Here is a 25,820-nt window from a genome sequence, read left to right on the forward strand (position 1 = left end):
GCGGCCCTGCCGCAAGATGGCCTGGAGGAGCCGCCGTGCAGGATCGTGCGCTTCGAGGCGTCCGGCATTGGCGTCAATTTGTCGCTCGACAGGGCCCACAAACCTTGCGAGATTCGCAAAATGCGACCGCCGCACGAGGAAGGCGGGACATGCTTGTCGTCAGACTCTTGTCGTCAGACTTGCATTGCTCGCAACTTTTGTACTGGCAGCAGTCATCATCACCGGTCGCTGAGGGGCAGTATCGTCGTCTATCGAGGCATCGCCCGATAGCCAAGTCAAAGTTGGAAACAGCGGAGACCTGCCATGACTAGTATCGAAGAAGCTCCGAGCAAGCTCGTTCTGAAAGCGGGCTCGACCACGGTTACGTTCGACAAGGATGCCGGCAAGGCGATACTGCAGAAAAAAATGCTGCTATGGAACAAGAAGCCTGTCGAGTTCCCGCTCTCCGAAATCGACGATATCGCGGTGAAGTCCGAGGTGGACGGTCTTTCAGGCGCACCAATCCACCACAGCGTTATGCACAGGCGTAATGGCGAGATCACCGTCCTGACAACCGAGGAAGCCAAGGACGCCGCCGAGACGGTCAAGAAGCTGCGTGGATTTGTCGGACTGCAGAGTTGAGGCGCAGCAGGACGGTTGCCGCTCGGTATCCGCTCTTGTGCGGACACGACGGCACGCTGCCTGACGGCACCATTTCGGCCATTGGAACAAGCTGACATTGTCACCGCTCCCGATGGGTGTCCGCTGGCGAAGGAACGTGAGTCGGAACGATGTCCGTTCGTCGGGGCTTGTAGCGGCGTGACCGATTGCCCGCCTCTTAGGCTCACACGGTCACATCCAAGGAGCAACAACATGACCCCACACATCTCCGAGGAACCTTCTGCCAGGTTGATCGACTGGAATTCCTTCGTCATCGTGGGCAACACAATGCCGCCTCGAGATCCTGAAGACGAAGACGACGAAGAGGAAGAGGAAGAGGAAGAGGACGAAGAGGAGGAGGAGGGCGCAGACGAAGCGCCGGTCATACGCGAGCCGGACGAAGACTAAGCGAGATGCCTGCGCATCAAAACGAACGCCCGCCGACCGCTCTGAGCTTGTCGGTCGACTGCTCTAGGTATGAAACTTCAGCCCGTCGACTATCTTGTCGATCACCTTGCGCTCGGCACGAACAGCGAACGCCGACCAGGTTGAGTTCGGCGCGGATCACGCCCTTAACCACCCGCGGTTGGCAGCGTCATGCGTCGACCATCGTGGCCGAAGCGCACTTCATCAGAAGCCACGCCCGGCTCAGCCTAGTCGCACGCCTGTTCTCAGCGTGTATCGACCCTGTAAGCCACAACAGTGCCCTCCATCATCATCGGGATCATGACGATGCCATCCGGCCCCATCCCGAGATCGGCGCTTCCCTTCGCAAGCGGAAGGAGGCGCGTCGCTGTGCCATTGCTCGCGATGCGGAACAACCCGCCGGTCATCCAATCGGTGACAAGAAAGCCGCCCTTGCCATCGGGTTCGACGCCGTCGAGATTGCCGACTGGTGCCGAGCTTCCTAGATCAGACACTTTCTTCGTCGCGAGATCGACCGTCTTCATGTGGCCGGGCACCTTCGTCGAGAAGTCGGGAGCCATCTTGCCCCACGACGCGACCACAAGCCGGCCCTCCTCGACGAGGAGGCCGTTCGGATTTTCGAGCGCGTCATCCTGCATCAGGAGAGACAGCTTGCCGCCGTCGAGCACCCAAATGCTGTTTGACACCATATCGGAAGCGTAAATCCGTCCACTCTTGTCAGCGGCGAGGTCGTTCAAAAACTTGGATCCGGGTGCCTCGAATCGGTTCGTGACTTCGCCCTTGGCGAGGTCGATTTCCGCAATCCGGTCCACATCTGCGACGTAGAGCTTGCCATTGGCAAGCGCGAGCCCGGTCGGACTATCGAGTCCCTTGACCCACTCGATTGTTACGACCTTTCCATCGGGCCCGAGCTTTGAAACGAAGCCGTTGCCATCCTTTTTCATCGGATCGCCGTTGACGTTCGACACATAGATGGCCCCCGCAGTTCGGTCGAAGACCGCCGATTCGGGGTTCTTGAAGCCACTCGCCTCCCACAGTTTCTGAGGTTCCGCGGCGCCGGCGCTGAAGGTAAGAACAGCTAACATTAGTGCGGAGAGCTGAGGTGTCCTCATGGTAGCCTCCTCGTGCTGCCCCGACGAACGAACAAGCCTGTTACGGCAGATGTTCCTCGGCTCTTCTTTGAAATTGCGCAGCCAGGTTAGTCGGGCAGATGCAGTCTGACTTGGTAGGTCAATCGCAGTGGCTGCCTTGAGGTCACTCGTTATTCTATTACCTCTTCAACGAGGCCAGCTTGGCGCAACGCTGGGCCAATAGCTCAGGCTTTCGAAAACGCCTAGCTGTGATACTTCAGCCCGTCGACGATCTTGTCGATCACCTTGCGCTCGGCGCGCATCGCGAGGCCGACGAGGTTGAGCTCGGCGCGGATCACGCCCTTAACCACCTCGCGGTTGGCGGCGTCATGCGTGGTTTTGAACATGTCCTCGGTGTAGACGGCGGGCGTGACGTTGCGGGCGAGCGCCCGTTCGAGCGCGCGGGACAGCGCCGGACGATCGGCGCCGTAGATCAGGACCGGCTGGCCGATCAGCGACAGATATTTGGTGCCTGAGCCGTCGCCATAGGGCTCACCGATACATTCGGGGAAAGCGGCGGCGATGCCGCCGGCCAGAAAGGACGCGACATTGAGCTTCTGCCAGGCTTCGAGATCGGTCCGGATCACGACCGCGATCTTGGTGTCGAATTGCATTGCTTTCCTCAAATCGTCATTCCGGGCTGCGCCGACAGGCGCAGATCCGGAATCTCGCACTCATTATATCGAGATTCCGGGTTCGATGCTTCGCATCGCCCCGGAATGACGAGATCACCCCTTGGCGTCGCAGGCCCAAGCGCGGATGACGCATTCCTTGCCGCCGAATTCGTAGCACTTCTTTGTCGCGGCGTTGAGCGAGCTCGAAATTTTGGGCTTCACCGCATAGCCGTGGGGACCGCAGGGATTGGTCATGTCGACGGCGAACGCAGCGCAGGCGCGTTTCATGGTGACCGCGGTGCAGGTGCCCTCGCACTGCTTCAGCGCCGCGGTGCGCGCGTCGGCCTCGGCGGCATAATCATAGGCCTTGCCGTAAGCGCCGCACTTGCCGATCGCAACCGCGCCGGCCGCCCATGTCTTGGTGATGTAGCTCGAGACGGCCAGTATCAGTGTCAATGCAACGACAAACAGCGCGCGGCGCTGTGCCGCGACAGTCGAAACAATCAAAATCCCCTCCCCCGAGGTAACGGGTAGAATCTAAGCCGGAGGGAGTTTCCACTTGGTGAACGGTTGATTGAGAATGGAAGCGTCAGTCTATCCACGTCGTCGTCCCGGCGAACGCTGAGGATCCATAACCACAGGATGACGTGTTGGGGCTAGGCTGTGGCCCCAGCTCGTCGCAACAATCGGCAGCGGTGGTTATGGATCCCGGCTCAAGGCCGGGACGACAGCGGTGGTTGCTTTACGACCGCCGCGCCGCCTCCAGCGCCTGCGGCGTGTCGATGTCGAGAAACGCGCTTTGACCCTCGACCGGCACTTCGGCCACGGCCTCAGTGTGCTTGGCGATCAGGTGACGGGCGCCGACGTCGCCGTCCAGCGTCATCAATTCCTTGAAGAAGCGGCGCGACCACAGCACGGGATTGCCGCGGCGGCCGTCGCTGACGGGGACGGCGATCAGGTGCCCGCGGTCCGGCGCAAACGTCTCGATCAACTGGTCGATCAGTGTTGCCGAGATCAGCGGCATGTCGCCGAGGCAGATAATGGCGCCGTCGGCGCTGTCGGGCACCGCGGCGATGCCGGCCTTCACCGATGAGGCCAGCCCGCCGGCGAAATCCGGGTTGCGGACGAACTTTACATTGAGGCCTGCCAAGGCCTGCTCGACCAATTCGGCCTGGTGGCCGGTAACGACGATCACATCCGTTGCCTTCGAGGCCAGCGCCTGCTCGGCGACGATGCGCACCAGCTTCTTGCCGTCGATCTCGGCCAAGAGCTTGTTGGGGCCGCCCATGCGGGTCGAACGGCCGGCGGCAAGCACGATGGCCGTGACGTTGCGGTTGGCTTCGGTATCGGCAACGGTGCGCGGCTGCGGCCTTGTCACGATTTCCATCAACAGGCCGCCGACGCCGAGGCCGGTGATTTCAGCGCGCGTGACCTTCAGCCCAGCGAGAAGCCGCATCAGCACCCAGTCAAACCCGTTTTCGACCGGCGAACGTGCGCAGCCCGGCGCGCCCAGCACCGGCACGCCGCCGGCGCTGCCGATCAGCAGCAGATTGCCGGGATCGACCGGCATGCCGAAATGCTCGATCGCGCCGCCGATTTCGCTGATCGCGGCCGGAATCACGTCGCGGCGGTCGGCGATGGCGGACGCGCCGAACACGATGACGAGCTCGGCGCCGAGGCCGAGCAATTCCTTGATCGAGGAAGCCAGCGCCGCCTCGTCATGCGGCACGCGCCGTTCGGCAATGATGCTGGCACCGGCCGGCGCCAGTCGCTCCGCCGTCACCCGCAAGGTCTTGTCGATGACTTTTGGCGAGAGCCCTGGCAGTAGCGTCGAGACCACGCCGACCCGCTTGATGACGTAAGGCGCAATCCGCAGCACGTCGCGGCCTGCCGCGGCCACGGCCGCGTCGCGCAACTTCGCTTCGACGCCGAACGGAATCAGTTTTACCGTTGCGATCATCTCGCCTTCGACCACCGGCTTGAAGGCCGACAGCGTGGCGAAGGTGATGGCTTCGTCGACGCCGTTGATGCGGTCGACCGCGGCGCGGTCGACCACCAAGACGCCGGCCTGTGCTGCGAACAGATTGGCGCGGCCGGTAAAGGCGCGCTCGACATTGACGCCCTCGCCCGCGACGGCCTGCGCGATGCTGGCGGCGGCTTCGTCTTCGGAGACGTCGCCCTCCTCAAGCCGCACCACGACGATTTCCTTGACACCCGCCTTGTCGAGCGCCTCGACTTCGGCAGGCCCGATCGTGGTGCCTTTCTTCAGCACCAGCGGCCCCTGCCGCAGCGTATGCACGGTGACGCCGCCAATCGCATCGGCCGGACTGGCGGGACCGAACTTCATGCCGCCTGCACCTTCGCGGTTTCTTTCGGCAGCCGCAGCTCGGCGGTGACCTCGGCCATGATCGCGACCGCGATCTCCGAGGGCGACACCGCGCCGATCGAAAGGCCGATCGGCGCATGGATGCGCGCAATGTCGGCGTCGGATGCGCCCTGCGCCTTCAGCCGCTCGGCGCGCTTGGCGTGGGTCTTTCGCGAGCCGAGCGCGCCGATATAGAAGCAGTCGCGCTCGAACGCGTGCAGCAGCGCCGGGTCGTCGATCTTCGGATCATGGGTCAGCGCGACGAACGCGGTGTAGTGATCGATGTTGAGCGGCGGCAGCGCCACATCGGGCCATTCCGCGATCAGCGGCACATCGGGAAAGCGCTCGGGGCTTGCAAACGCGGTGCGCGGATCCACCACCGTCACGTCGTAGTCAAGCGAGCGGGCGAGCGGCGCCAGCGCCTGGCTGATATGGACTGCGCCGACAATGACAAGTCGGGCGGTCGGCGCATAAACGTTGAGGAACAGCTTCTTGCCGCCGCTCTCGACCATACCGCTCTTGCCCATGCGGAGCTGTTTTGAAAGCTCGGCGCTCAGCGGATCGGTCGCGATGTCCTTGGCCTTCACGAGCCGCTGATCGCCATTGGCGACATCGGTGACCACGATGACCGGGCGGCGCGCGGCACGCTCGGCATTGACCTGAGTGAGGGTTTCCAGCTTCACGACTGCCCCACCTTTTCAACGAACACACGGATGGTGCCGCCGCAGGACAACCCGACATTCCAGGCGGTCTCGTCGGCAACGCCGAATTCGAGCATTTTGGGCTTGCCGCTGGCGATCACGTCGAGTGCCTCAGTGACGACGGCGCCTTCGACGCAGCCGCCGGAGACCGAGCCCAAGAACGTGCCATCGTCGTTGATGACGAGGCTGGAGCCGGCCGGCCTCGGGGCCGAGCCCCAGGTCTCGACCACGGTCGCCAGTGCAACACCGTGTCCCGCCTTCTGCCAGTTTTCGGCGGCCTGCAGAATGTCTTCGTCGCGATTGAGCATGGGATGCCCTTTCAAGCTGCTGAGCGGATGCGGCTCATGTGGTGCGGCGGGGGCGGCGCCGAAAGCGCCTCGATCAGCCCTTCCATCGAGGTCAAGTTATGCACCGGGCGGAATTCGTCAACGTGCGGCAGCATCATTTTGATGCCCTGCGCCTTGGCCTCGAATCCGCTGTAGCGCAGCAACGGGTTGAGCCAGATCAGGCGGCGGCAGGACCGGTGCAGCCGGTCCATCTCGAAGGCGAGCTTGGCATCCGCCTCGCGCTCCAGCCCGTCGGAGATCAAGAGCACGATGGCGCCCTGCCCGAGCACGCGGCGACCCCACAATTTGTTGAAGGAGTGCAGCGAGGTAGCGATGCGGGTGCCGCCGGCCCAGTCTTCCACCGAAGACGAACAGCTCGCCAAGGCTTCGTCGGGATCGCGCGCCCGCAGCGCCCGCGTCACGTTGGTGAGTCGCGTGCCGAACAGGAACACCGAGACACGCTTGCGCGCGTCGGTGATGGCATGGAGGAAATGCAGAAACAGGCGGGTATATTCGCTCATGGAGCCGGATATATCGAGCAGCGCCACGATCGGCGCCGGCTTTTCGATCCGGCCGAGCTTTCGGATATCGATGATCTCGCCGCCGGTGCGGAGACTGCTGCGCAAGGTTCGGCGCATGTCGAGGCGCAGGCCTTTTGCATCGGGCTGATAGCGGCGGGTGCGCAGCTCGGCCTGCGGCAGCTTCATGTTGGCGATGGCGCGGGTCACTTCCGCGATCTCGGCCGCGCTCATCTGGGCAAAGTCCTTCTTCTGCAGGATCTCCTTGTCGGAGACCGACAGCCGCAGTTCCTGCTCCTGGATTTGCGGTACGTCATCGCGCGCCGAGGGCTGCGCCAACGCCTCCTGCACGCGGCGCGAGGCCGGCGGCGGCTTCTTTTTGGCGTGATCGGGCAACGGCACCGAATCCAGCATGTGCTTCCAGTCCTCGGCGGCGCGGAAGAACAGGTCGAAGGCCTGCGCGAAGATCAGCATATGCTCGTGGCGCTTGACGAAGATCGCTTCCAGCGTGGCGTAGACATCGGCACGGTTGCCGATCTCGATCGCCTGCAGCGCGTCGAGGGCGTCGATCACGGCGCCGGGACCCACGGGAATCCCGGCAGCGCGTAGCGCGCGGCCGAAGCCGACGACATTGTCGGCCATGTGGCCGGTCGGGGGATTGAGGTGGTCGATGGTGGTCATGGTGCAACTAACCTCTGCCGTCATTCCGGGCTCGCGCCAAGAGGCGCGCCCCGGAATGACTGCTAATCGCTCGTCGCGTCCTTCAAAACCTTTTGCAGCGTATCGCCCTGCATGCGCGCGATGTCGTCCTGGTATTTCAGCAGCGCGCCGAGCGTGTCGCCGACCAGTTGCGGCGTCAGCGAGCGGGCGTCGAGCTCGGTCAGCGCGGTGGCCCAGTCGATGGTCTCGGCAACGCCCGGCGACTTGTAAAAATCCTGCTCGCGCAGCGCCTGCACGAAGTGAACGACCTGCTGCGACAGCTTTGCGGAAATGCCCGGCACGCGCGACTTGACGATCGCAAGCTCGCGCTCGGCCTCGGGGTAATCCACCCAGTGATAGAGGCAGCGGCGTTTCAGCGCGTCGTGGATCTCGCGGGTGCGGTTCGAGGTGATGATGACGATCGGCGGATGCGGCGCCCTGATGGTGCCAAACTCGGGGATCGTGACCTGAAAGTCGCTGAGGATTTCCAGCAGATACGCCTCGAACGCCTCGTCGGCGCGGTCGAGTTCGTCGATCAGCAGCACGGGCGCGCCGGCAACGTCCGGCTCCAGCGCCTGCAGCAGCGGACGCTTGATCAGGAAACGTTCAGCGAAAATATCCGACGACAATTGCTCGCGATCGGTATCGCCGGCAGCCTCCGCCAGGCGGATTGCGATCATCTGCGCCGCGCTGCTCCACTCGTAGACCGCGGAGGCGACGTCGAGCCCCTCATAGCACTGCAGGCGGATCAGCTTGCGCCCGAGCGCCGCCGACAGGACCTTTGCGATTTCGGTCTTGCCGACGCCGGCTTCGCCTTCGAGAAACAGGGGCCGACCCATGCGCAGCGACAGATAGGCGACCGTCGCCAGCGACCGCTCCGCGAGATAGCCGCGCGAAGTCAATAGCTCCAGCATCCCATCGACGGATTTGGGTAGCGTCGATGCACTCATGCGATGGCCAATCTTGATGCGCCGGAAATCGGCAAAATAACCGGCAAGCCTACTTCGCCGTCGCGGCTTCGACGGCGCGGCGCGTCAGCACGCCGATCAGATGCGCGCGATATTCAGCGCTGCCGTGTAGATCGCTGTTCAGCCCTTCGGGCGATGCCGAAATACCGTCGAGTACCTTGTGCGAGAAACGCTTCTTCAGCGCTTCCTCGAACTGGGTGGCGCGGAATACGCCTTCCGAGCCGGCGCCGGTGACGGCGACGCGCACGTCGGACGGGCGCCTGGCGACGAACACGCCGACCAGCGCATAACGCGAGGCCTGGTTGCGGAATTTGACGTAAGCCGCCTTCTTCGGCAGCGGGAACATTACCTTGGTGATGATCTCGTCGCTTTCCAGCGCCGTCGTGAACAGGCCCTGAAAGAATTCCTCCGCCTTCAGCCGGCGCTTGTTGGTGACGATGGTGGCGCCGAGCGCGAGCACCGCCGCGGGATAATCCGCCGTCGGGTCGTTATTGGCGAGCGAGCCGCCGAGCGTGCCCTTGTGACGCACTGCGGGGTCGCCGATTCCGCCGGCGAGTTCGGCGAGCGCCGGAATGGCTTCGCCGACGATCGGCGACGTCGCGACATCGGCATGCTTGGCGGTCGCGCCGATCACCAGCGAACGGCCCTTCATCTCGATCGCATCGAGCCCTTCGATGTGCGAGAGATCGACCAGATGCGGCGGGCTGGCAAGCCGCTGCTTCATGACCGGCACCAGCGTGTGGCCGCCGGCGATCACCTTGGCGTCTTCGTTCTTCACCAGGAGATTGGCCGCCTGCCGCACGGTCGCCGGCCGATGATATTTGAATTCGTACATGAGAACTTCCTGATCGCTACTCGCGAAGAAATCGATTAGGCGGACTTGTCGATTAAGCGGGCATGTCGGTTAAGCGGATTTGGCCATGGCCTTGGCGCCGGCGGCGATCGAGGTCACGATATTCTGATAGCCGGTGCAGCGGCACAGATTGCCTTCGAGCTCCTCGCGGATGACATGGTCCGAAAGGTCGTGGCCCTTGCGGTTGACCAGATCGACCGCGGTCATGATCATGCCAGGCGTGCAAAAGCCGCACTGCAATCCGTGATGCTCGCGAAAAGCTTCCTGCATCGGGTGCAGCGGCGCGCCGTCGGGCGCCAGGCCCTCGATGGTCTTGACCTCATGGCCGTCAGCCATCACCGCGAGCGTGGTGCAGGACTTGACCGCCTTGCCGTCGAGATGCACGACGCAGGCGCCGCACTGCGAAGTATCGCAGCCGACATGGGTGCCCGTCAGCCGGAGATTTTCCCGCAGAAACTGGACCAGAAGGGTACGGGGATCGACGTTGGCGTTTACGGGATTACCGTTCACGATTAGGGAAATCTTGGCCATCACCACTCTCTTGGGCCGCACTGCCGGAGCGGGCAACGCAGACGTTTATAGTCATTCCAAGGCCCATAATATGGGCCATCCCGATAATGAGCAACCTCAGGAGCCCCAACGAGCCCCTCTTCTGGGGCATGGCCTGAGTGACTTGACGGGGCTATCGGACGGGGCTTGCGGGATTGGACTCGCCAGAATCAGCCTCGTCAGAATCAGCCTTGTACGGCCTTGCCGAAATTGGCGAAGAATTCGTCGGCCAGCTTCTTGGCCGCGCCGTTGATCAGGCGCTGTCCGAGCTGGGCCAGCTTGCCGCCGATCTGCGCTTCGACGTTGTAGCTCAAGAGTGTGCCGCCGTCCTTTTCGGTCAGCGCCACCGTGGCGCCGCCCTTGGCGAAGCCGGCAACGCCGCCCTCGCCTTCGCCGGAGATCTTGTAGCCGTTGGGCGGGTCGAGGTCGCTCAGCATAACCTTGCCCTTGAAGCGGGCGGAGACCGGCCCGACCTTCATTTTGGCGATGGCGCGGAAGCTGGTTTCATCAGTCTTTTCCAGCTCCTCGCAACCGGGAATGCAGGCCTTCAGCACTTCCGGGTCGTTCAGTTTGGCCCACACGGCCTCGCGCGACGCCGCAAGCTGGACTTCGCCGTTCATCGTCATGGCCATGGGGGTGCCCTCCTGGATCGCGTCAATCTGATAGTCCCCAAGTAAAGCACGCCCGGGCCAAAAGGAAGGCCGCCGACGCAATGGGCGATGCATATTCGCAACCGCAGCAGGCGCGAACCCGACAAGGGGCATTGGCATTGACTGGCCGGAATGGTTAGGTCGCGTCAATGAGCACGTCCCTCTCCCCCTTGCTTGCCCCGATGCTGTCGAGCGCGGCGATGCGCGCCGTCTGCGACGACACGGCAAGCCTGCAGAACATGCTGGATTTCGAGGCGGCGCTGGCGCGCGCCGAGGCTGCAGCCGGGGTGATTCCGGCAAGCGCGGCCGACCCGATTACCAGCACGTGCCGTGCCGAATCATTTGACATCGCCGCATTGGCCGACGCGGCGACCAAGGCTGGCAACCTCGCCATCCCCCTCGTCAAGGCGCTGACCGCAAATGTCGCCAAATCGGACGCGGCGGCCGCGCGCTATGTGCACTGGGGCGCGACCAGCCAGGACGTCATCGACACCGCCGCCATGCTCGGTCTTCGTGCCGGCATCGATGCGCTGCTCGCCGACATCGATGGCGCGATCGCAGGCTTTGCCGGACTGGCGCGACGGCACCGCCACACGCCGGTCGTCGCCCGCACCTGGCTGCAGCATGCGCTGCCGATGCCGTTCGGACTGAAGCTCGCCGAATATGCCGCTGCATTGCACCGCTCGAAGCTGCGCCTGCAGCGCGTGCGTAGCGAGGGGCTGGCCCTGCAATTCGGCGGCGCCGCCGGCACACTCGCAGCCCTTGGAGACAACGGATTAGCAGTCGCGGAAAAGCTGGCCAAGGAACTGAAGCTGCCGCTGCCGGACGCGCCCTGGCACACCCACCGCGACCGCATCGCCGAAGCGGCTTCTGTATTGGCCATCGTCGCCGGCACTTGCGGCAAGATCGCGCGCGACGTGTCGCTGATGATGCAGACCGATGTCGGCGAAGCGTTCGAGCCCTCGGGCGAAGGCCGCGGCGGCTCTTCCACCATGCCGCACAAGCGCAATCCGGTGGCGGCAGCCAGCGCGCTCGCGGCCGCCACCGTGGCGCCCAATCTCGCGGCGACCATCCTTGCAGCGCAGGTGCAGGATCACGAGCGCAGCGCCGGCCCCTGGCACGCGGAATGGCCGACGCTGCCGACGCTATTGCTCGTCACATCAGGTGCGCTTGCAGCCATCGTGGACATCGCGGAAGGGCTCGAAGTCGATGCCGCGCGCATGCGCGCCAATCTCGACGCGACCGACGGGCTGATCATGGCCGAAGCGGTGGCGATGGCATTGGCCGAAAAGATCGGCAAGAGCGACGCGCATCACTTGATCGAGACGGCGAGCAAGAAGGCGGTCAAGGAGAAGAAACATCTGCGCGACGTGCTGACGGCGGATTCCAAGATCACCGCACAGCTCGGCGCCGACAGTATTGCAAAACTGTTCGAGCCGATGGCCTATCAGGGCGCTTCGCAAGCCCTGATCGACCGCCTGCTCGCTTCGCTGGACGACAAATAAGAAGCCGGAGAACTGCCATGCCGATGATCAACGCCGACGGTTGCCTGCTCAACGTATCCGTCGAAGGCCGCGACGGCGGACCGACGCTGATGCTGTCGAACTCGCTGGGCTCGACCATGCAGATGTGGGAGCCGCAGATGAAGGCACTCACCCAGGTGTTCCGCGTCATCCGCTACGACCGGCGCGGCCATGGCAAGTCGAGCGTGCCGCCCGGGCCCTACTCGCTGGAACGTTTCGGCCGCGACGTGCTGGCGATCCTCGACGATCTCAACATCGCGCGAACGCATTGGTGCGGCTTGTCGATGGGCGGCATGGTCGGGCAATGGCTGGGCGCCAACGCGCCCGACAGGTTCGGCAAGATCATCCTGTCCAATACCACCTGCTATTACCCGGACCCGGCGCGCTGGCACGAACGCATCAAGGCGGTGAAGGAAGGCGGCATCGCCGCGGTGGCCGATACCGTTATTGCCGGCTGGCTGACCGCGGACTTTCGTGAGCGCGAGCCGCAGATCGCCGCCAACATGAAGGCGATGATGCTGACCACGCCGGTCGAGGGCTACATCGCCTGCTGCGAGGCGCTGTCGACGCTAGACCAGCGCGAACTGCTGCCCAAGATCAAGAGCCCGACGCTGGTGATCGCCGGCCGCCACGACATGTCGACGACGGTCGCCGACGCCGAATTCATGCGCAGCCGGATTCCCGGCGCGAGCATGACCATCCTCGATGCCGCGCACATTTCGAATGTCGAGCAACCGCACGCCTTCACCGATGCGGTGATCGGTTTTCTGACGCAACGGTAGCTAACCAGAGACGTCATTGCGAGCGAAGCGAAGCAATCCATTTCACCGCTTGCGGATACGTGGATTGCTTCGGTCGCTTCGCTCCTCGCAATGACGGAGAGAGGTCTTACCATGGACGACAACCAACGCCGCGACGACGGCATGGCGCAGCGCCGCAAGGTGCTCGGCGATGAATGGGTCGACAAGTCGATCAAGAACCGCAACGCGTTCAATACCGATTTTCAGGACCTGATCACCCGCTATGCCTGGGGCGACATCTGGACCCGGCCGCATTTCGACCACCGCACCCGCCGCGTGCTCGTGATCGGCACCATGGTGGCGCTGGGACAGTGGGATGAATTCCGCCTGCATGTGCGCGCGGCGCTCACTGAGGGCGGCTTCACGCCGGACGACATCAAGGAAATCCTGCTCCAGCAGGCGATCTATTGCGGCGTGCCGGCAGCCAACCACGCCGTCAAGGAGGCGAACGCGATCATCGCCGAACTCGGTTTGCTGAAGAGCTAGCCCGGCACTATCCCGTGTCCCGGACGCGGCGCGGCATGAAGTGGCGCGACGCAGAGCCCGGACGCGAGGCGGCTGCATCTGGGTCCCGGCTCTGCGGCGCACCGCCAAGGGCGCTGCGTCGCGTCCGGGACACGGAAACGCCACGCACAAAAAGAAAAGCCCCACCTCTTCGGCGGGGCCTTTTCTGTCTGCATGTGCCCTTCTACTCTGGCATCTGCCGTGGATCCTGACTGGGTTTCTGGCCCTGACGGCCCGGATCCTGCTGCTGCTGGCCCGGCTTCTGGCCGCCGCCCTGCTGCTGCTGACCGGGCTTCTGACCCGGGTTCTGGTTCTGCTGGCCCGGGTTCTGGTTCATCTTGCTCATCGAGGGATCTCCGTTGTTGAGGCGTAGCCCGAACCAACGGAGAGCCACGGCATCGGTTGCAGCGGAACAGTGGTTCCGGTGGGATCATCGGAAGGCTATGCCATGTCCGGAGTGTGGCGCCGGAACCGCCTGCGCAAAAAACTAGCTCTGTACAAGCCAAATAAGCCGCAGCCGGCGCTGTTGCCGCCCCCAGTTCCCACTGTTAGAAAATGCCACGACGCGTCGTCATGGGCTGCCGGAGCTCTCGCCGCGTCCTCATGCAACAAACGGCAGCGCATGGATTATTTCGCCCAGCAACTAATCAACGGCCTCGTGCTCGGCTCGATCTACGGCCTGATCGCCATCGGCTACACCATGGTCTACGGCATCGTCGGCATGATCAATTTCGCCCATGGCGATATTTTCATGATCGGCGGCTTCATCGCCCTGATCACCTTCCTGATCCTGGTCTCATTCGGGCTTACCGCCATCCCGCTCATCCTCCTGGTCGTGCTGCTGGTGTCGATGGCGATCACTGCGCTTTACGGTTGGACAGTGGAGCGCATCGCCTACCGGCCGCTCCGGCACTCGTTCCGCCTGGCGCCCATGCTCTCCGCCATCGGTATGTCATTCGTGCTGACCAATTATTCGCAGGTCGCCCAGGGCGCACGCGTCAAACCGGTGCCGCCGATCATCACCGGCGGCTATACCCTGCATGAGGGTTCTGAAGGCTTTGTCGTGCAGCTTTCTAACATCCAGATCATCGTCGTCGTCACCACGATCGTGCTGCTCGCGCTGTTCACCTGGCTGGTATCGAGCACCCGGCTCGGCCGCGACATGCGTGCCTGCGAACAGGACCAGACTATGGCCTCCCTGCTCGGCGTCGACGTCGACCGCACCATTTCCATGACGTTCGTGATTGGCGCTGCGCTCGCTGCGGTCGCCGGCATGATGTACCTGCTCTATTACGGGCTGGTCGATTTCTTCATGGGCTTTGTCGCAGGCATCAAGGCGTTTACCGCGGCCGTGCTCGGCGGCATCGGCTCGCTGCCCGGGGCGATGCTCGGTGGTCTGCTGATCGGCTTGATCGAGACGCTGTGGTCGGCCTACTTCTCGGTCGAATACAAAGACGTCGCCGCGTTCTCGATCCTGATCGTGGTCCTGATCTTCCTTCCGACCGGCCTGCTCGGCCGGCCTGAAGTCGAAAAAGTCTGATGGGCCGCAGCGTGAGCGCACCCCCCGCCGCCCAAACCTCGCGCACCCCTGGCGCCGCCTTCATCCTCAAGAAAGCGCTGATCAGCGCGTTCGTGGCGCTGGTGCTGTTTTCGCTGATGATCGGCGTGCGTACCGAGGCCGGCCCGCAGGGGCAGTTGGTCTACTGGACGCGCTTCGACGACCTCGCCGTTATGGTCGCAGCCGTGTTCGGCGGCAGCATCCTCGTCGAGCTGCTGCGGCGATGGTGGGGACCGGTCGACGCCGTCAGGGTGGTGCCACCTTCGGTGCAAAGCGCGCTGTCGCTTGCCGGACGCCTGGTCGCGCCGGCGCTGCTGGTGTTCACGTTCCTGGTGCCGGTCCTCTTCTACGATGAGCGCTACATTCTCGACCTCGCCATCCTCGTGCTGACCTATGTGATGCTCGGCTGGGGGCTGAACGTGGTGGTCGGCCTCGCCGGCCTGCTCGACCTGGGCTATGTCGCGTTCTACGCGGTCGGGCGCCTATTCCTACGCGCTGCTCGCCACCAATTTCGGGCTGTCGTTCTGGATCTGCCTGCCGCTCGCCGGCATCCTGGCGGCCTTCTGGGGCGTGCTGCTGGGCTTTCCTGTGCTGCGGCTGCGTGGCGACTATCTCGCCATCGTGACGCTGGCCTTCGGCGAGATCATCCGCCTCGTCCTGATCAACTGGCAGACCCTGACCGGCGGACCGAACGGCGTCACCGGCATTCCCCGCCCGACCCTGTTCGGCATTCCGCTGACGCCGGCCGATGACGGGCTGGCGGCCTTGCTCGGCATCGAATTCTCGCCGACGCACCGCATCGTATTTCTGTTCTACATTATCCTGGCGCTGGCGCTGCTCACCAACTGGGTCACGATCCGACTGCGCCGCCTGCCCCTCGGCCGCGCCTGGGAAGCGTTGCGCGAAGACGAAGTCGCCTGCCGCGCGCTCGGCATCAACACCACCACGACCAAGCTGACCGCATTTGCAACGGGCGCGTTGTTCGGCGGTCTTGCCGGCGCGTTCTTCGCCACAAGACAAGGCTTCATCAGCCCGGAATCCTTCACCTTCCATGAATCGGCACTGGTGCTGGCGATCGTGGTGCTGGGCGGCATGGGCTCGCAGCTCGGCGTGGCACTGGCGGCGCTCGCCATGATCGGCGGCTTCGAGCTGTTCCGCGGGCTCGACCAGTACCGCATGCTGGTGTTCGGCATGGCGATGGTGCTGTTGATGATCTGGCGGCCGCGCGGCCTGGTCGGCCATCGCGCGCCGACCGTATTCCTCAAGCATAGCCAGGCGATCTCGTCCGACCTCGTCAAGGAGGGACACGGGTGAGCGGCGATCCGATTCTCTGCGTTGATCGCCTGTCGATGCGCTTCGGCGGCATCGTCGCCGTCAACGACCTCTCCTTCGACGCCGAGCGGCGCAAGATCACCGCGCTGATCGGGCCGAACGGCGCCGGCAAGACCACCGTCTTCAACTGCATCACCGGCTTCTACAAGCCGACCTCGGGCGCCATCGGCCTTACCCATGATGACGGCCGCGCCATCCGGCTCGAGCGGCTGAACGATTTCCGGATTGCCAAACTGGCCAAGGTCGCGCGCACCTTTCAGAACATCCGCCTGTTTCCCGGGATGACGGCGCTGGAAAACCTGATGGTCGCACAGCACAACGCGCTGATGCGCGCTTCCGGGTTGACGTTCCTCGGCCTGATCGGCGCGCCGTCCTGGCACCACGCCGAACAGGCCGCGATCGATCTGGCGCGGACCTGGCTCGACCGCATCGGTCTTCTGGATCGTGCCGACGATGCCGCCGGCAACCTGCCCTATGGCGACCAGCGGCGCCTGGAGATCGCGCGCGCAATGTGCACCCAGCCCGCCTTGCTCTGCCTCGACGAGCCGGCTGCGGGATTGAATGCGCGCGAAAGCGCTGCTTTAAGCGAATTGCTGCTCTCGATCCGCGCCGACCAGGGCACCTCGATCCTTTTGATCGAGCACGACATGAGCGTGGTGATGCAAATCTCCGACCACGTCGTGGTGATGGACCACGGCATCAAGATCGCCGAAGGCACGCCGCGCGAAATCCGCGACGATCCCAAGGTGATCGCGGCCTATCTCGGCGCCGACGAGGAGGAAGCCATCGCGGTGATGGAGAGCGGGACGTGAAAGTGGTTCCGCACATTTCCCGGATGCGGTGCAGCGTGCAACGCTGCTCCGCTGTTCCGGGATCCACCTTTGTGCGCGGGAGCATGGGTCCCGGTTCTGCGTCGCACCGCTCCGCGCTGCGACGCGCCCGGGACACGGAGAGCATCGCATGACGACGCCCCTGCTCGCGATCCGCTCGCTGCGGGCGGCCTACGGCAAGATCGAGGCGCTGAAGGGCGTCGATCTCGACATCAGCGCCGGCGAGATCGTCGCCCTGATCGGCGCCAACGGCGCCGGCAAGTCGACGTTGATGATGACGATCTTCGGCCGGCCCCGTGCCCGCGCCGGCCGCATCGAATTCGACGGCCGGGACATTACCGGCGTGCCGACGCATGAGATTGCGAGGCTGCGGATTGCCCAGTCGCCCGAGGGCCGCCGGATTTTTCCGCGCATGAGCGTGGCGGAAAACCTGCAGATGGGCGCCGACGCCACCGACTCAAGCGAGGCCGATCGGGCGAGCGGCCTGGAACGTGTCTTCGCGCTGTTCCCGCGGCTCAAGGAACGCATGACCCAGCGCGGCGGCACGTTGTCCGGCGGCGAGCAGCAGATGCTGGCGATCGGCCGGGCCTTGATGAGCCGGCCGCGCCTGTTGATGCTGGACGAGCCGTCGCTGGGGCTGGCTCCCCTGATCGCGCGGCAGATTTTCGATGCGATCCGGACCCTGAACCGGCAGGACGGCCTAACCGTGCTGATCGTGGAGCAGAACGCCAACCACGCGCTGAAACTGGCCCATCGCGGCTATGTCATGGTCAACGGCCTGATCACGCTGTCCGGAACCGGCAGCGAATTGCTGCAGCGCCCGGAAATCCGCGCCGCCTATCTGGAGGGCGGCCGCCGGGAGTAGCGAAGTGGGATATCTCCCCGGGTCGTCCCCGCGAACGCGGGGACCCATACGCCGCGGCCCACCCTTTAGGGGGACGGGGTAGCTACCTTCTGCCGCAGTCAGCGCCGGTGGTTATTGGTCCCTGCTTTCGCAGGGACGACAGCATTGCTGCGGCAAGATGCGGCGAAGCGACCGTGGATTTGCCCGAAATTTGCCGATGACTTCGCCGTAAAATCAGCCGACAATAGGCGTGATTTTGGTACCCGGCCTGCCGGGTGCTTCCTGAAATCGACTGACCTGCGAGGACACCTCATGAAATCACTGAAACTTATTGGCCTGGCATTGGGCGCATCGCTGGCGCTGTCGACAACGGCGCTGGCGCAGGACATCTCCATCGCAGTGGCGGGCCCGATGACGGGCGGCGAATCCGCATTCGGCCGCCAGATGAAGAACGGTGCCGAACAATTCGTGGCCGACATCAACGCCGCCGGCGGCGTGCTCGGCAAGAAGCTGGCGCTGCAGGTCGGCGACGATGCCTGCGACCCGAAGCAGGCGCGCTCGATCGCGGAAAAATTCGCCAGCGCGAAAATCCCGTTCGTCGCCGGTCACTTTTGCTCGTCGTCGTCGATCCCGGCGTCGGAAGCCTACGCCGACGGCAACGTGCTGCAGATCACGCCGGCCTCGACCAACCCGTTGTTCACCGAGCGCAAGCTCTGGAACGTGGCGCGCGTCTGCGGCCGTGACGATCAGCAGGGCCTGGTTGCCGCCGACTACATCGTCAAGAACTACAAGGGCAAGAACATCGCCATCCTCAACGACAAGACCACTTACGGCAAGGGTCTCGCCGACGAAACCAAGAAGGCGCTCAACAAGGCCGGCGTCACCGAAAAGTTGTTCGAGTCCTACAACAAGGGCGACAAGGACTTTAACGCGATCGTGTCGCGGCTGAAGCGCGACAATATCGATCTGGTCTTTGTCGGGGGCTATCATCAAGAATCCGGCCTCATTCTGCGCCAGATGCGCGACCAGGGCCTCAAGACGGTGTTGATGGCGGGCGACGCGCTGAACGACAAGGAGTTCGCCTCGATCGCCGGTCCGGCCGCGGAGGGCACGCTGTTCACCTTCGGTCCCGATCCGCGCAACAAGGCGACCGCGAAGGCGATCGTCGAGAAGTTCAAGGGCAAGAACATCGATCCCGAAGGCTACACCCTCTACACCTACGCCGCGATGCAGGTCTGGTCGCAGGCGGTGGCGAAGGCCAAGACGACCGAGCCGAAGAAGGTCATGGAGACCATCAAGGCCGGCGAATGGGACACCGTGCTCGGCAAGCTGGGCTTCGACGCCAAGGGTGACATCAAGGTGATCGACTACGTCGTCTACAAGTGGGACGCCAAAGGCAACTACGCCGAGATCCATCCGAAGGCCTCCTGATCCCTTCGACGATCACAACATCAAACGCCCCGGCCTACCGGGGGCGTTTTTATTTTCGGTTCCGAATAATTTTTAACCGGCTGGAACAATTAGGTTCCCACGGCATTGTGGAGGGTTGGGGCTGAGTTCCATGTCATTGATTTCACGACCTTAACCGTTATTCCAGCTTGATCTGCCGCAGGGCAGCGGGTCTATTTCGTGAAATTGCATCTCAGCCAATGAGATTTTGAGATTTTGCGCGAACTGGCCGAGGAGACACCATGAGTGATCTTTCCCCTGGAGCATCTCCCTCCGCTCGCCGGGTCGCCAAACCCAAACCACCCCACACCAACGGCACATCCGATCCGATGCAGGATCTGCTGCACGCGTTGCAGGCAATGCGCGCCGGCGATTTCTCTGTACGCATGACAGGCGATCATCTCGGCATCGAGGGCAAGATTGCCGACACCTTCAACGAAATCGTCGCCTCCAACCAGCGAATGGCGCAGCAACTGGAGCACGTCGGCCAGGTCGTCGGCCGCGAAGGCAAGACGCGCCAGCGCGTCAAGTTCGACCTCTCGAGCGGCTCGTGGGCGGACATGGAAGGCTCCGTCAACACGCTGATCGACGATCTGCTGTGGCCGACCCGCGAAGTCACGCGCGCGGTCGCCGCAGTGGCACAGGGCGATCTGCTGCAGACCGTGCAACTCAACGTCGACGGCCGCCCGCTGGGCGGCGAATTTCTGCAGTCTGCCACCATCGTCAACACGATGATCAAGCAGCTCGGCGTGTTCACCTCGGAAGTGACGCGCGTGGCCCGCGAAGTCGGCACCGAGGGCAAGCTCGGCGGCCAGGCCCAGGTGCCGGAAGTGACCGGTGTCTGGAAAGACTTGACCGAGAGCGTCAACTCGATGGCCAACAACCTCACCGGCCAGGTCCGCAACATTGCCGAAGTTACCATTGCGGTCGCCAATGGCGACCTGTCGAAGAAGATCACCGTCGATGTCCGTGGCGAGATCCTGCAGCTCAAGGAAGCCATCAACACGATGGTCGACCAGCTCCGCTCCTTCGCTTCCGAAGTGACGCGCGTGGCCCGCGAAGTCGGTACCGACGGCAAGCTCGGCGGCCAGGCGATTGTCCCCGGCGTCGCCGGCACCTGGAAGGATCTGACCGACTCCGTCAACGCGATGTGCGGCAACCTCACCGCACAAGTCCGCAACATCGCCAACGTTACTACCGCTGTCGCCCGTGGCGACCTCTCGCGCAAGATCACGGTCGACGTCCGCGGCGAAATACTCGAGCTCAAGGACACCATCAACACGATGGTCGACCAGCTCAACTCGTTCGCCTCGGAAGTGACGCGCGTGGCGCGCGAGGTCGGCACCGAAGGCAAGCTCGGCGGTCAGGCCCAAGTGCCTGGTGTGGCCGGCACCTGGAAGGACCTCACCGACAACGTCAACTTCATGGCTTCCAACCTGACGGCGCAGGTTCGCAACATCGCCGATGTCGCGACCGCCATTGCCGGCGGCGACCTTTCCAAGAAGATCACGGTGAACGTCTCGGGCGAAATCCTTCAGTTGAAGGAAACGCTGAACACGATGGTCGATCAGCTCAATGCCTTTGCTGGCGAAGTGACGCGCGTGGCCCGCGAAGTCGGCACCGAAGGACGGCTCGGCGGTCAGGCCAACGTGCTCGGCGTCGCCGGCACCTGGAAGGACCTCACCGAGAGCGTCAACTCGATGGCCTCCAACCTGACGGCGCAGGTCCGCAACATCGCCGAGGTGACGACCGCGGTCGCCAATGGCGACCTGTCTAAAAAGATCACGGTGGACGTCCGCGGCGAAATTCTGGAGTTGAAAGACACCATCAACACGATGGTCGACCAGCTCAACGCGTTTGCCGGCGAAGTGACGCGCGTGGCGCGCGAAGTCGGCACCGAAGGCAAGCTCGGCGGCCAGGCCAACGTGCGCGGCGTCGCCGGCACCTGGAAGGACCTCACCGACAACGTCAATTCGATGGCCGGCAACCTCACCGCTCAGGTTCGCAACATCGCCGAAGTCGCGACCGCGGTGGCGAAGGGCGACCTGTCGAAGAAGATCACGGTCAACGTCTCGGGCGAAATCCTTCAGTTGAAGGAAACGCTGAACACGATGGTCGACCAGCTCAACGCCTTTGCATCAGAAGTGACGCGCGTCGCACGCGAGGTCGGCACCGACGGCAAGCTCGGCGGCCAGGCCCAGGTGACCGGCGTCGCCGGCACCTGGAAGGACCTGACCGACTCCGTGAACTCGATGGCCGGCAATCTGACCGCCCAGGTGCGCAACATCGCGGAAGTGGCGACCGCGATTGCCGGCGGCGACCTCTCGCGAAAAATCACCGTCGACGTGCGCGGCGAAATTCTGCAGCTCAAGGAAACGCTGAACACGATGGTCGACCAGCTCAACCGCTTTGCGGGCGAAGTGACCCGCGTGGCGCGCGAGGTCGGCACCGAGGGACGGCTCGGCGGCCAAGCCAACGTGCCCGGCGTCGCCGGCACCTGGAAGGACCTCACCGACAACGTCAACTCGATGGCGGGCAACCTGACCGGCCAGGTCCGCAACATCGCCGAAGTGACTACGGCGGTAGCGAAGGGCGACCTGTCGAAGAAGATCACGGTCGACGTCAAGGGCGAGATTCTCGAACTGAAGAACACCGTCAACACGATGGTGGACCAGCTCAACGCCTTCGCCTCGGAAGTGACGCGCGTGGCGCGCGAGGTCGGCACCGAAGGCAAGCTCGGCGGCCAAGCCCAGGTGCCTGAAGTCGCCGGCACCTGGAAGGACCTGACCGACAACGTCAACTTCATGGCCTCGAACCTGACGGCACAGGTCCGCAACATCGCCGAGGTCGCAACCGCGATCGCCGGCGGCGACCTCTCCAAGAAGATCACGGTGGACGTCCGCGGCGAGATCCTGCTGCTGAAGGACACCCTCAATACGATGGTCGAGCAGCTACGCTCCTTCGCCGCCGAAGTGACGCGCGTGGCGCGCGAGGTCGGTACCGAGGGACGGCTCGGCGGCCAGGCCGTGGTGCCCGGCGTCGGCGGCACCTGGAAGGATCTGACCGACAACGTCAACCTGCTGGCGGCCAACCTCACCACGCAGGTGCGCAACATCGCGGAAGTCACGACCGCCGTGGCGCGCGGCGACCTGTCGCGCAAGATCACCGTGGACGTGAAGGGCGAAATCCTCGAACTGAAGAACACCATCAACACGATGGTCGACCAGCTCAACGCCTTTGCCGGCGAAGTGACCCGCGTGGCGCGCGAGGTCGGCACCGAGGGCAAGCTCGGCGGTCAGGCGCAGGTCCCGGGCGTCGCCGGCACCTGGAAGGACCTCACCGACACCGTCAACTTCATGGCGGCGAATTTGACCGAACAGGTCCGCGGCATCGTCAAGGTGGTGACGGCGGTGGCCAACGGCGACCTGAAGCAGAACCTGACGGTGAAATCGAAGGGCGAAGTCGCAGCCCTTGCCGACACCATCAACAACATGACCGAGACGCTCGCGACCTTTGCCGATCAGGTCACCAGCGTGGCGCGCGAAGTCGGCGTCGAGGGGCGGCTCGGCGGCCAGGCCAACGTGCCCGGCGCGGCCGGCACCTGGAAGGACCTCACCGGCAACGTCAACCTGCTCGCCGCCAACCTGACCTCGCAGGTGCGCTCGATCGCCGAGGTGGCAACCGCCGTGACCAAAGGCGACCTGACCCGCTCGATCCAGGTCGACGCCCGCGGCGAAGTGGCCGAACTCAAAGACAACATCAACACCATGATCGGCAACCTGCGGCTCACCACCCAGGTGAACACCGAGCAGGACTGGCTGAAGACAAACCTCGCAAGATTCACCAACATGTTGCAGGGCCAGCGCGAGCTGTCCACCGTCGGCCGGCTGCTGTTGACCGAACTGGCGCCGCTCGTCAACGCGCATATGGGCGTGATCTACCAGGTCGAGAACGCCGAGAGCCCGCAATTGCACCTGCTCTCGTCCTACGCCGGCGACGGCGCCCATCCGCATCCGCAAGTCGTTCAGTTCGGCGAAGGATTGATCGGCCAATGCGCCATGGACAAGCGCCAGCGGCTGGTGTCGGACATCCCTCGCGATACGGCGCCGGTGAATTCGGCACTGCTACGCGCGATCCCGAAAAACATCGTCGTGCTTCCGGTGCTGTTCGAAAACCAGGTGAAGGCCGTGATCGAGCTTTCCTCGATCTCGTCGTTCACGACGTCACAGATGACCTTCCTGGAGCAGCTCACCGACAGCATCGGCATCGTGCTCAACTCGATCGAGGCCACGATGCAGACCGAGGGCCTGTTGAAGCAATCCCAGCAGCTCGCCGGTGAACTGCAGACACAGCAGAAGGAATTGCAGCAGACCAACGAACAGCTCGAACAGAAGGCCCAGCAGCTCGCCGAACGCAACGTCGAGGTGGAACGAAAGAACCAGGAAATCGAACAAGCGCGGCGCGCGCTTGAGGAAAAGGCAACGGAACTTGCGCTGACATCGAAGTACAAGTCCGAATTCCTTGCCAACATGTCGCACGAGCTGCGCACGCCGCTCAACAGCATCCTGATCCTCGGCCAGCAGCTTACCGAAAACCCCGACGGCAATCTGTCGCTGAAGCAGGTCGAGTTCGCCCGCACCATCCACGGCGCCGGCACCGATCTTCTCAACCTGATCAGCGACATCCTCGACCTGTCAAAGATCGAATCCGGCACGGTGACGGTCGATGCCGAGGAAATCCTGACGTCGAGCCTGCTGGAGACCGTCGGACGGCCGTTCAAGCACGAGGCCGAAAATCGCCACCTCTCGTTCAGCATCAATGTCGACGAGACCCTTCCCCGCAGCATGGTGACCGACTCCAAGCGCCTGCAGCAGGTGCTGAAGAACCTGCTGTCGAACGCATTCAAGTTCACCGCGGAGGGCGGCGTGAAGTTGAACGTATCGGCCGCCCTTGGCGGCTGGAGCGCCGAGCACCCGATCCTCAATCACGCACCCGCTGTCGTCGCCTTCGACGTGACGGACACCGGCATCGGCATTCCCCTGGAAAAGCAGAAGCTGATCTTCGAGGCGTTCCAGCAGGCGGACGCCGGCACCAGCCGCAAATACGGCGGTACCGGCCTCGGCCTTGCCATCAGCCGCGAACTCGCGAGCCTGCTCGGCGGCGAAATTCATCTTCGCAGCGCGCCCAGCAAGGGCAGCACTTTCGTGCTTTACCTGCCGTTGCATTATTCCGGCCCCACCGTTGCGCCGCGCTCCCCTGCCTCGTCGGCATTCACACCCGCGCCTGCGCTGCAGGCGACACAAGAGCGCGCCGTCGAGCAATTGCCGGACGACCGCCTCGATCTCGCGCCGGGAGACAACATCCTCCTGATCGTCGAGGACGATCCGCATTATGCGCGGGTCCTGATCGATCTGGCCCGCGACAAGGGGTTCAAGGTACTGGTCGCGAGCCGCGGCGCCGAAGCGCTCGAGCTCGCCAAGCAGTTCCAGCCGACGGCGGTTTCGCTCGATGTGTTCCTGCCTGACATGCTGGGCTGGACCGTGCTGAGCCAACTCAAGCACAGTCCGCTGACGCGGCACATTCCGGTGCAGATCATCACGCTTGACGAAGACCGCCAGCATGCGCTGGCGCGCGGCGCGTTTTCCTTCGTCAACAAGCCGACGACGACCGAGGGCGTCAGCGCGGCGCTGTCGCAGATCAAGGAATACGCCAAGCCCCGCCGCAAGCGCCTGCTGATCGTGGAGGACAATGCCGCCGAGCAAATGAGCATCACCGAGTTGCTCGGCCATGACGACATCGAGATCCTCACCGCCGATACTGGCGCCGATGCCTTGTCGACGTTGCGGAACCAGCCCTGCGACTGTGTCGTGCTCGATCTGCGATTGCCTGACATGAGCGGCTTCGAGGTGCTTGACCGGCTTCGCAACGACGAAACTCTATCGAACGTGCCGGTCGTGGTGTTCACGGGGCGGGAACTTTCGGCCGAGGAGGATGCGGAACTTCACACCATGGCGAGGAGCATCGTGGTGAAAGGCGTCGAGTCGCCGGAACGCCTGCTCGACGAAACGTCGCTGTTTTTGCACCGTGTGATCACGGAATTGCCCGTCGAGAAGCAGAGAATGCTCGAAAAGCTCAATAGCTCCGATGAGGATCTTGTTGGCAAGACCGCGCTTCTGGTTGACGACGACGCCCGCAACATTTTCGCGCTATCAAGCGTTCTCGAACGGCGCGGGATGAAGGTGCTGACCGCGACGACGGGCCATGAGGCCATCGCTCTGGTCGAATCAAATCCAAATATCGCAATCGTGCTGATGGATATCATGATGCCGCAGATGGACGGATATCAGACCATCGGTGTCATCCGCGAAAATCCGTCCTTCAGCCGCCTGCCGATCATTGCGCTGACCGCCAAGGCGATGAAGGGCGACCGCGAGAAATGCCTCGAAGCCGGCGCTTCGGACTATCTCGCCAAACCCGTCAATACCGAGCAGTTGCTGCTCGCCATCCGAATGTGGTTGCACCGCTGACGGGCGTAAGCAGAT

Annotated in this window: 22 protein-coding genes and 2 pseudogenes; 11 read left to right on the forward strand and 13 right to left on the reverse strand. The window is 63.6% G+C overall.

Annotated elements, in window-relative coordinates; genetic code table 11:
• The first annotated feature begins 303 nt into the window (after positions 1-303).
• Both V1273_RS23100 and V1273_RS23105 read left to right on the forward strand, forming a co-directional pair.
• Positions 304-621 carry a hypothetical protein gene (locus tag V1273_RS23100; protein WP_334363554.1) on the forward strand — a complete coding sequence of 106 codons (318 nt, stop codon included), beginning with the start codon at positions 304-306 and terminating at the stop codon, positions 619-621.
• A gap of 231 nt (positions 622-852) precedes the next feature.
• Positions 853-1,047, forward strand: coding sequence for a hypothetical protein (locus V1273_RS23105; RefSeq protein ID WP_334410944.1), 195 nt, complete (start codon positions 853-855; stop codon positions 1,045-1,047).
• A 63-nt stretch (positions 1,048-1,110) separates the two neighbouring features.
• Here V1273_RS23105 and V1273_RS23110 read toward each other — a convergent pair.
• From V1273_RS23110 to V1273_RS23165, 12 genes and pseudogenes are all read right to left on the reverse strand, one after another.
• Positions 1,111-1,245, reverse strand: a pseudogene (locus V1273_RS23110) (DUF2000 family protein); the annotation flags it as partial.
• A gap of 65 nt (positions 1,246-1,310) precedes the next feature.
• Positions 1,311-2,177 (reverse strand): SMP-30/gluconolactonase/LRE family protein, encoded by an 867-nt coding sequence (locus V1273_RS23115; RefSeq protein WP_334363556.1) that lies wholly within the window; start codon positions 2,175-2,177, stop codon positions 1,311-1,313.
• 221 nt (positions 2,178-2,398) lie between these two features.
• The gene (locus tag V1273_RS23120) at positions 2,399-2,809 is read right to left on the reverse strand and encodes a DUF2000 family protein (RefSeq protein WP_334381653.1); all 411 of its coding nucleotides are present in this window, start codon (positions 2,807-2,809) and stop codon (positions 2,399-2,401) included.
• Between the two features lie 114 nt (positions 2,810-2,923).
• Complete coding sequence (locus V1273_RS23125) at positions 2,924-3,313, reverse strand: DUF4189 domain-containing protein (protein ID WP_334368946.1); 390 nt, start codon at positions 3,311-3,313, stop codon at positions 2,924-2,926.
• Between the two features lie 238 nt (positions 3,314-3,551).
• Positions 3,552-5,156 carry a molybdopterin-binding/glycosyltransferase family 2 protein gene (locus V1273_RS23130; RefSeq protein WP_334381651.1) on the reverse strand — a complete coding sequence of 535 codons (1,605 nt, stop codon included), beginning with the start codon at positions 5,154-5,156 and terminating at the stop codon, positions 3,552-3,554.
• Positions 5,153-5,857, reverse strand: a complete 705-nt coding sequence (locus tag V1273_RS23135; RefSeq protein ID WP_334381650.1) for an XdhC family protein — start codon at positions 5,855-5,857, stop codon at positions 5,153-5,155. The genes V1273_RS23130 and V1273_RS23135 overlap by 4 nt, the downstream gene beginning before the upstream one ends.
• Positions 5,854-6,183 (reverse strand): XdhC family protein, encoded by a 330-nt coding sequence (locus V1273_RS23140; RefSeq protein ID WP_025589337.1) that lies wholly within the window; start codon positions 6,181-6,183, stop codon positions 5,854-5,856. The genes V1273_RS23135 and V1273_RS23140 overlap by 4 nt, the downstream gene beginning before the upstream one ends.
• Before the next feature lie 11 nt (positions 6,184-6,194).
• On the reverse strand, positions 6,195-7,424 hold the full coding sequence (locus tag V1273_RS23145; protein WP_442894103.1) for a vWA domain-containing protein: 1,230 nt from the start codon (positions 7,422-7,424) through the stop codon (positions 6,195-6,197).
• A gap of 38 nt (positions 7,425-7,462) precedes the next feature.
• Positions 7,463-8,368: an AAA family ATPase gene (locus V1273_RS23150; protein WP_334381649.1), complete on the reverse strand. Its 906-nt coding sequence runs from the start codon at positions 8,366-8,368 to the stop codon at positions 7,463-7,465.
• Between the two features lie 49 nt (positions 8,369-8,417).
• The gene (locus V1273_RS23155) at positions 8,418-9,221 is read right to left on the reverse strand and encodes an FAD binding domain-containing protein (protein WP_334363561.1); all 804 of its coding nucleotides are present in this window, start codon (positions 9,219-9,221) and stop codon (positions 8,418-8,420) included.
• Positions 9,222-9,290: 69 nt separating this feature from the next.
• Positions 9,291-9,770, reverse strand: coding sequence for a (2Fe-2S)-binding protein (locus V1273_RS23160; RefSeq protein WP_028349934.1), 480 nt, complete (start codon positions 9,768-9,770; stop codon positions 9,291-9,293).
• A gap of 203 nt (positions 9,771-9,973) precedes the next feature.
• The gene (locus V1273_RS23165) at positions 9,974-10,420 is read right to left on the reverse strand and encodes a CoxG family protein (protein WP_334363563.1); all 447 of its coding nucleotides are present in this window, start codon (positions 10,418-10,420) and stop codon (positions 9,974-9,976) included.
• Positions 10,421-10,587: 167 nt separating this feature from the next.
• Between V1273_RS23165 and V1273_RS23170 the strand changes: the two genes are divergently transcribed.
• The 3 genes from V1273_RS23170 (at position 10,588) to V1273_RS23180 (ending at position 13,247) form a co-directional block, all read left to right on the forward strand.
• Positions 10,588-11,943 carry a 3-carboxy-cis,cis-muconate cycloisomerase gene (locus tag V1273_RS23170; RefSeq protein WP_334410945.1) on the forward strand — a complete coding sequence of 452 codons (1,356 nt, stop codon included), beginning with the start codon at positions 10,588-10,590 and terminating at the stop codon, positions 11,941-11,943.
• A gap of 17 nt (positions 11,944-11,960) precedes the next feature.
• The gene (pcaD, locus tag V1273_RS23175) at positions 11,961-12,743 is read left to right on the forward strand and encodes a 3-oxoadipate enol-lactonase (protein WP_334410946.1); all 783 of its coding nucleotides are present in this window, start codon (positions 11,961-11,963) and stop codon (positions 12,741-12,743) included.
• A gap of 111 nt (positions 12,744-12,854) precedes the next feature.
• Positions 12,855-13,247 (forward strand): carboxymuconolactone decarboxylase family protein, encoded by a 393-nt coding sequence (locus V1273_RS23180; protein ID WP_334363568.1) that lies wholly within the window; start codon positions 12,855-12,857, stop codon positions 13,245-13,247.
• Positions 13,248-13,449: 202 nt separating this feature from the next.
• On the opposite strand, the gene V1273_RS23185 is transcribed toward V1273_RS23180, so the two are convergent.
• The gene (locus V1273_RS23185) at positions 13,450-13,611 is read right to left on the reverse strand and encodes a hypothetical protein (RefSeq protein WP_171578229.1); all 162 of its coding nucleotides are present in this window, start codon (positions 13,609-13,611) and stop codon (positions 13,450-13,452) included.
• A 276-nt stretch (positions 13,612-13,887) separates the two neighbouring features.
• On the opposite strand from V1273_RS23185, the gene V1273_RS23190 reads away from it, so the two are divergent.
• The 6 genes and pseudogenes from V1273_RS23190 to V1273_RS23215 all read left to right on the forward strand — a co-directional run bounded on the left by V1273_RS23190 (position 13,888) and on the right by V1273_RS23215 (position 25,805).
• Positions 13,888-14,805 (forward strand): ABC transporter permease subunit, encoded by a 918-nt coding sequence (locus V1273_RS23190; RefSeq protein WP_028349939.1) that lies wholly within the window; start codon positions 13,888-13,890, stop codon positions 14,803-14,805.
• A pseudogene (livM, locus tag V1273_RS23195) lies at positions 14,805-16,137 on the forward strand (high-affinity branched-chain amino acid ABC transporter permease LivM). The gene V1273_RS23190 and the pseudogene livM overlap by 1 nt, the downstream one beginning before the upstream one ends.
• Positions 16,134-16,967 (forward strand): ABC transporter ATP-binding protein, encoded by an 834-nt coding sequence (locus V1273_RS23200; protein WP_334410948.1) that lies wholly within the window; start codon positions 16,134-16,136, stop codon positions 16,965-16,967. Before livM ends, V1273_RS23200 begins: the two are co-directional and overlap by 4 nt.
• Before the next feature lie 148 nt (positions 16,968-17,115).
• Positions 17,116-17,850: an ABC transporter ATP-binding protein gene (locus tag V1273_RS23205; protein WP_334363571.1), complete on the forward strand. Its 735-nt coding sequence runs from the start codon at positions 17,116-17,118 to the stop codon at positions 17,848-17,850.
• A 291-nt stretch (positions 17,851-18,141) separates the two neighbouring features.
• On the forward strand, positions 18,142-19,260 hold the full coding sequence (locus tag V1273_RS23210; RefSeq protein ID WP_334381644.1) for a branched-chain amino acid ABC transporter substrate-binding protein: 1,119 nt from the start codon (positions 18,142-18,144) through the stop codon (positions 19,258-19,260).
• Between the two features lie 260 nt (positions 19,261-19,520).
• Positions 19,521-25,805 carry a HAMP domain-containing protein gene (locus tag V1273_RS23215; RefSeq protein ID WP_334410950.1) on the forward strand — a complete coding sequence of 2,095 codons (6,285 nt, stop codon included), beginning with the start codon at positions 19,521-19,523 and terminating at the stop codon, positions 25,803-25,805.
• Positions 25,806-25,820 lie beyond the last annotated feature (15 nt).

It is taken from the genome of Bradyrhizobium sp. AZCC 1721 (assembly GCF_036924715.1).
GTDB lineage: Bacteria > Pseudomonadota > Alphaproteobacteria > Rhizobiales > Xanthobacteraceae > Bradyrhizobium.